The sequence below is a fragment of the Curtobacterium sp. MCSS17_006 genome (assembly GCF_003234215.1).
GTDB classification, from domain to species: domain Bacteria; phylum Actinomycetota; class Actinomycetes; order Actinomycetales; family Microbacteriaceae; genus Curtobacterium; species Curtobacterium flaccumfaciens.
Genome location: NZ_QKSO01000020.1, coordinates 63,110 through 69,285, shown reverse-complemented (window position 1 = coordinate 69,285; position 6,176 = coordinate 63,110). Strand labels below are relative to the sequence as shown.

Sequence of the window (6,176 nt, the reverse complement as noted above, 5' to 3'; positions counted from 1 at the left end):
AGACGCCGCCGGCCTGCTGAACAAGACCTTCGGCACCGACGCCGTCAAGCGCGGCCTCCTCGTCGGCACCGCCACCATCACCGCACAGATCAAGTAACACCTGCCGCAACACCGCACCACGAGCACCACCGCACGACGCGAAGAGTCGCTCCGCCGATCAGGGCGGAGCGGCTCTTCGTCGTTCGCGGTTCCGCACCGGTACTGCTTCTCCCAGTGGCCGAGCCTACGATCGAGCGAATGCCCGCTCCTCGCTCGACCCAGACCGACGACCGACCCGGGCCGGACGACTTCATCCGCGTCCGTGGTGCCCGCGAGAACAACCTGCGCGACGTCGACGTGGACATCCCCCGCGACCGGATCGTCGCGTTCACCGGCGTCTCCGGCTCCGGCAAGTCCTCACTCGCCTTCGGCACCGTCTTCGCCGAGGCCCAGCGCCGGTTCCTCGAGTCCGTCGCCCCGTACGCGCGGCGGTTGATCGCGCAGGGTTCCACCCCGCACGTCGACTCGATCACCGGACTGCCGCCCGCCGTCGCCCTGCAGCAGCGTCGCGGTGCCCCGAGCTCCCGTTCCACCGTCGGCACCATGACCACGCTGTCGAACTCGATGCGCATGCTCTACTCGCGCGCCGGCACGTACCCGTCCGGTGCTGACCGGCTCGAGTCGGACTCCTTCTCGCCGAACACCGTCGCCGGCGCCTGCCCGCGGTGCCACGGCATCGGGACCGCGCACGAGGTCACCGAGGCATCGGCCGTGCACGATCCGTCGCTGAGCATCCGCGACGGCGCGATCACCGCCTGGCCCGGTGCGTGGCAGGGCAAGAACCTGCGGGACGTCACCGCGGTGCTCGGCTACGACATCGAGCGCCCGTGGCGTGAGCTGTCGCGCGAGGACCGTGACTGGCTGCTCTTCACCGAGGAACAGCCCGTCGTGCAGGTGCAGCCGAAGCGCGACCGCGTCGCGAAACCCTACAAGGGCCGGTTCTGGAGCGCCCGCCAGTTCGTGCTGCACACCCTCGCCGACTCGCAGAGCGAGACCCAGCGCAAGAAGGTGCTCCAGTTCGTCGAGTCCGGCCCGTGCGGGCTCTGCGGCGGCACGGGCCTGACCCGAGCCGCCCTCGCCGTGACGATCGGCGGCCACTCGATCGCCGAGCTGAACGCGCTGCCGCTGACCGGCCTGGCTGACGTCCTGCGCCCGATCGCGGCGATCACGGATGCGGCAGCGGCGACGTCGCGGGCATCGTCCGGCGAGCACACCGAGGTCGCCGTGGCGATCTCCCGCGACCTGCTCACCCGTGTCGAGGTGCTGGTCGGCCTGGGTCTCGGCTACCTCGCGCTCGACCGCGCCACCCCGACGCTCTCCCCCGGTGAGAGCCAGCGGCTGCGGATCGCGACGCAGCTGCGCTCCGGCCTGTTCGGCGTCGTCTACGTGCTCGACGAACCGAGCGCCGGGCTGCACCCCGCCGATGCCGAGTCCCTCGTCGACGTCCTCGACGACCTACGTGCCGGCGGCAACAGCGTCTTCGTCGTCGAACACGACATGAGCATCGTGCGCCGAGCCGACTGGATCGTCGACGTCGGACCCCGTGCGGGCACCGGTGGCGGCACCGTCCTGTACAGCGGCCCGGTCGCCGGCCTGGCCGAGGTCGAGGCGTCGGTCACCCGGCGATTCCTGGAGCCCCGGCAGCCGACCGCCGACCGCGCCGTCCGGACCCCGATCGGCACGCTCGAACTCCGCGACCTCACCCTGCACAACCTGCGGGGGCTCAACGTCGACCTGCCGCTCGGTGTGCTCACCGCGGTCACCGGGGTCAGCGGCTCCGGCAAGTCGTCGCTCGTCGGCGGCGTGCTGCCCGGCGTCGCGACGTCACACCCGCTCATCGACCGCGTCGTGCAGGTCGACCAGAAGCCGATCGGCCGGACGCCCCGCTCGAACCTCGCCACCTACACCGGCCTGTTCGACGCGGTCCGCGCTGCATTCGCTCAGACCGACGAGGCCAAGGCCCGCGGTTGGGGCGCCGGGCGGTTCTCGTTCAACGTCGCCGGCGGCCGGTGCGAGGTCTGCCAGGGCGAGGGGTCGGTGTCCGTCGAGCTCCTCTTCCTGCCCGGCAGCTGGGCCCCGTGCCCCGAGTGCCACGGCTCCCGCTACACCGCCGACACGCTTGAGGTCCGGTGGAACGGGGCGTCCATCGCCGACGTCCTCGGCATGACCGTCGACGAAGCGGCGCCGTTCCTGGCGTCCCTGCCCGCAGCCGGGCGAGGACTCGAGACCCTCCGCGAGGTCGGTCTCGGCTACCTGCGACTCGGCCAGCCCGCTCCGGAGCTGTCCGGCGGCGAGGCGCAGCGCATCAAGCTCGCCACGGAACTGCAGCGCGCGCGGACCGGCCACACCCTGTACCTGCTCGACGAGCCCACCACCGGCCTGCACCCGGCCGACGTCGAGCTGCTCACCGCCCAGCTCGCCCGCCTGACCGACGCGGGCAACACGGTCGTCGTGGTCGAGCACGCGATGGACGTCGTCGCGAGCGCCGACCACGTCATCGACATGGGCCCGTCCGGCGGTGTCGAGGGTGGCCAGGTGGTCGCCTCCGGCACGCCAGCCGAGGTCGCCGCCTCGACCACCAGCCGGACCGCCCCGTACCTGCGGGACCAGCTCGGTCGCTGATGCAGAAGTGCCCGCCAGGATCGCTCCTGACGGGCACTTCGTGGCTGCCGCTGGTTACCGCTGGACCGCTTCCGGAGCGTCGTCGCGGAAGAAGTCGCTACCACTGTGCGTGTAGCCGACCTCACCCGTCCGACGCCACTGCTTGCGGACGCGCTTGAAGGTGGTGATGCGTGCAGGTTCGACGTTCTCGTCGCTCGTGTAGGCGCTCATGGCTGATCTCCCTGTGTGATTGGCCGTGGTTCCTTGACCCCCCGGGATGGAGGCTAGCGAGGGGCTCGGAGGCGAGTTCGCGATCCGTCCCGGAACGTCCGTGGAACGCAATTCCCGCCGTGCCGAGAGCCGGATCGCGCCCCTCCGGCACCGGGAGGCTCGTCCACGCCGAACGAGGTTCCCCGCACGACCGGCTGCGATCATGGTGGCTTCGACCAGATCAGGAGGACGAGCGTGACCGCTGCGAACCGAGCCGTGATCATCGACGCAGGGGGCGACGTCACCGCCGACCTCGGCGATCGCTACGAAGCGGACGCGCTGGTGGAGTGGGCGAGCGTCACGAAGACCGTAACCGCCGCCGCCGTGCTCGTCCTCCTCGCTGAACGGGACATCCCACGGGACGCCCCCGCCCGGGACCTGTTGCCGGACGTCCCCGACGACGCCACCTACACGGTCGACGACTTGATCCGACACCGCTCGGGCCTGCCCCGTGTGCACCAGGGCATGTCGGCCGGGATCGTCGGCGACCCGTACGCGGACGTGTCCGAGGCGGACATCACGCGTGCGCTGCGCCAGACCCCGACGACGCCGGGTGAGCGGGACTACTCCAACCTCGGCTACGCGGTGCTCGGTCGGCTGCTCGAGCACGTCGCGCAGGAAGCATGGTCCACGGTCGCCGAGCGGACGGTCCTGGCTCCGCTCGGCATCACCAGCGCCACCCTCGCCCCGGCACCCGAGCGACGAACCCTGCTCCGATCGTGGCGGGGCCTCCCCCGTGAACCCTGGACCATCGGATCAGGTCCCTACGCACCGGCCGGCGGGATCTGGTCGACCATGTCCGACCTCCTGCGGTTCGGCGTGGGGATCGGACGCATCGAGCCGGACTTCCTGGCGTGGGAGCACCGCGACGGGCTGATCTGGCACAGCGGGCAGACACGGGACGCCGGCGTCTGTCTGCTCCGTCACGGCGACGTCACGATCGCGTCGCACGCCCTCGGCGCAGCGCCCGGAGCCGCTGACCGGCTCGCCGTCCGACGCCTCCGTGCCGTGGGAGTCGTCGCGTGAGCGCCGGCACTCGGGCTGGCTGAGGGAGCGCGCCGGCGGACTCAGGAACGCAGGCCGAGCACCAGGTCGTGGACCACGCGCGCTGCGCGTGCCGCGGCGTCGTCCAGGTGCTCACGGAACTCGGCGCCGTCCGGCGCGCAGAGGTCGCTGATGCACCGGACCGACACGAACGGCATGTCGTGCACGTGGGCGAACTGCGCGATCGCGGCCGACTCCATGTCGACCGCGGCCACCTCGGGGAACGCGACCCGGAGTGCACGGGCACGACCCTCGGTCACGAAGACCTCGCTCGAGCCGATCGTCGCCGACCGCAGCGGCCACGCGATGTCGGCGCCCATAGCGAGCTCGACGAGCCGGGCGTCCGGCGCGTAGCCGGTCGGCATGCCGGGGACCTGGCCCAGGGCGTAGCCGAACGCGGTGGCGTCGGCGTTGAGGTTGACGTACCGGTCGCCGACCACGACGTCACCGATGGCGACACCGTGCATGAGCCCACCGGCGGTCCCGACGCTGATCACCGGGATGCCCGGGCCGAAGTCGTGGAAGCCGTGGGCGACCGCGGCCGTGGCGTTCGTGAAGCCGATGCCGCTGCGGCGCACGACGACCGTGGCGCCGCCGATGTCGAGCAGCTGGTGCGGGTCGTGGCCACCGACGGGGCCGTCGAGGACCGGGACACCGCCGAACAGGTCGGCGAAGGCCGAGACCTCTTCGCTCATGGCCGCGATGATGATCGCGACGGGTTGCTGCTGCACTGATCGATCCTCCCACGCCGGGCGCGCGCGGACGTGCAGGTCGGATCGTCGACGGTGCTAGCGGCGGGGGTCCTGGCGGGCCAGCTCGTCGGCGACGAAGGCGGCGAGCGCGTCGGCGCCGAAGTGGTCGTCGGCGGTGATGGTGACGACGGTGCCGGAGTCGTTGCTCGCCTCGGTCTCGTCGAACAGCAGCATCTGACCGTACGCACCGTGCAGCCGCCAGAGTCGGCCGGGACCACCCCACCCAGCCATCGCGTACCGCTCGTAGCCGGGGCCGGTCCCCTCGCGCTCCACCCAGTCGGTGTGCATCGCGTCGCACCACCGCGCGCTGACGATCCGCTGTCCGTCGACGACCCCGCGGTCGCGGATCAGGCGTCCGATGCGGGCGAGCTCCTCGGTTCGGAGCGACAGTCCCTCGCCGCCGGCGACGAACCCGTTCGGGCAGCGTTGCCACTCGACGTCCTGGATGCCGAGCGGCGCGAACAGGCGCTCGGTGACGAACGCGCCGACGTCGCCGACCCGGGTCTCGAGCACGCGCATCGCGGTGTAGGTGCTGGCGTTCGCGTACTGGAACACCCGGCCGCGGGACGGTCGCCGCAGGAACTCGGCCGCCAGGTCCGGCCAGTCCGTCAGCTCGGTCGCCGACCAGGGCATGTCGATCCCGCTGGTCATGGTGAGCAGGTGTCGGAGGGTGACCCGGTCGACGCCGGCGCCGAGCGCGAGCCCGGTCGCCGTACCGAGGCCGGTGCCGACCAGGGACGCCGCGACCGGTTCGTCGAGGTCCACCAGGTCGTCGTCGGCGGCGATGCCGGTGGCCAGGACGCAGACGCCCTTCGCGGCGGAGTGGATCTCGCGTCGGACGTCGGGGGTCCAGTGGTGCTCGGCGACGTCGTCCGCGGTGCCCTCGGCGCCCGGAGCCGCACTCCGCGTGCGCACGTGGATGCCGTGTGCGGCGAACCCGGTGGTGTCGATGTGCCGGACGACGGCGTCGAGGATGGTCGCGGCGGTGTGCACACCCCCATCCTCTCGTGGCCGAGCGGCTGCGGGCACGGGCAGGGGCCGCCGCGTACCGTCCGGCTCGTGTCCGACCAACAGCCCCGCCGCCCCGATCCCACCCGCGTCGGCGACCAGCCCGCACTCCGGACGGCGTCGGGCTCGAACTGGCTCGTGTGGGGAGCCGTCACGGCCGTGATCGTCGCCGCGGTGATGGTGCTCATGGCGATCCGGGCGCCGGCGATCGGCTGGCCGGCGCTCGTGCTCGTCGTCGTGTTGTTCGTGACGATGGTCGTGGTGCGGGCCGCCGTCCGGCCGCAGCGCACCCGACTCGTCACCCTGGCCCTGCTCGACCTCGGCATCGTGGTCGTCGGACTGGTGGCGACCCTGGCGGTCCTGTACTCGACGCCGGTCGATTGATGCCCCGATGGCATGTTGATAACGGTTCTCACTAAGATGGTGTGCAGCGACCACACCACGGTGGCCGTTCCATCGACG

General features: G+C 71.9%; 6 protein-coding genes. 3 read left to right on the top strand and 3 right to left on the bottom strand.

Annotated features, from left to right (window positions below; all coding sequences use genetic code 11):
- Positions 1-237 precede the first annotated feature (237 nt).
- Complete coding sequence (locus DEJ21_RS16740) at positions 238-2,661, top strand: excinuclease ABC subunit UvrA (protein WP_111225363.1); 2,424 nt, start codon at positions 238-240, stop codon at positions 2,659-2,661.
- A 54-nt stretch (positions 2,662-2,715) separates the two neighbouring features.
- On the opposite strand, the gene DEJ21_RS18405 is transcribed toward DEJ21_RS16740, so the two are convergent.
- Positions 2,716-2,871 (bottom strand): hypothetical protein, encoded by a 156-nt coding sequence (locus DEJ21_RS18405; protein WP_155896774.1) that lies wholly within the window; start codon positions 2,869-2,871, stop codon positions 2,716-2,718.
- Between the two features lie 234 nt (positions 2,872-3,105).
- On the opposite strand from DEJ21_RS18405, the gene DEJ21_RS16735 reads away from it, so the two are divergent.
- Positions 3,106-3,936: a serine hydrolase gene (locus tag DEJ21_RS16735; RefSeq protein ID WP_181435943.1), complete on the top strand. Its 831-nt coding sequence runs from the start codon at positions 3,106-3,108 to the stop codon at positions 3,934-3,936.
- Positions 3,937-3,977: 41 nt separating this feature from the next.
- Here the strand turns inward: DEJ21_RS16735 and mtnN are convergent, their stop codons facing one another.
- The gene (gene mtnN, locus DEJ21_RS16730) at positions 3,978-4,685 is read right to left on the bottom strand and encodes a 5'-methylthioadenosine/S-adenosylhomocysteine nucleosidase (protein ID WP_110864380.1); all 708 of its coding nucleotides are present in this window, start codon (positions 4,683-4,685) and stop codon (positions 3,978-3,980) included.
- 57 nt (positions 4,686-4,742) lie between these two features.
- Positions 4,743-5,699 (bottom strand): serine hydrolase, encoded by a 957-nt coding sequence (locus DEJ21_RS16725; RefSeq protein WP_111225361.1) that lies wholly within the window; start codon positions 5,697-5,699, stop codon positions 4,743-4,745.
- A 66-nt stretch (positions 5,700-5,765) separates the two neighbouring features.
- Here DEJ21_RS16725 and DEJ21_RS16720 point away from each other — a divergent pair, with 66 nt between their 5' ends.
- Positions 5,766-6,098: a hypothetical protein gene (locus DEJ21_RS16720; protein WP_146247827.1), complete on the top strand. Its 333-nt coding sequence runs from the start codon at positions 5,766-5,768 to the stop codon at positions 6,096-6,098.
- The last annotated feature ends 78 nt before the right edge of the window (positions 6,099-6,176 follow it).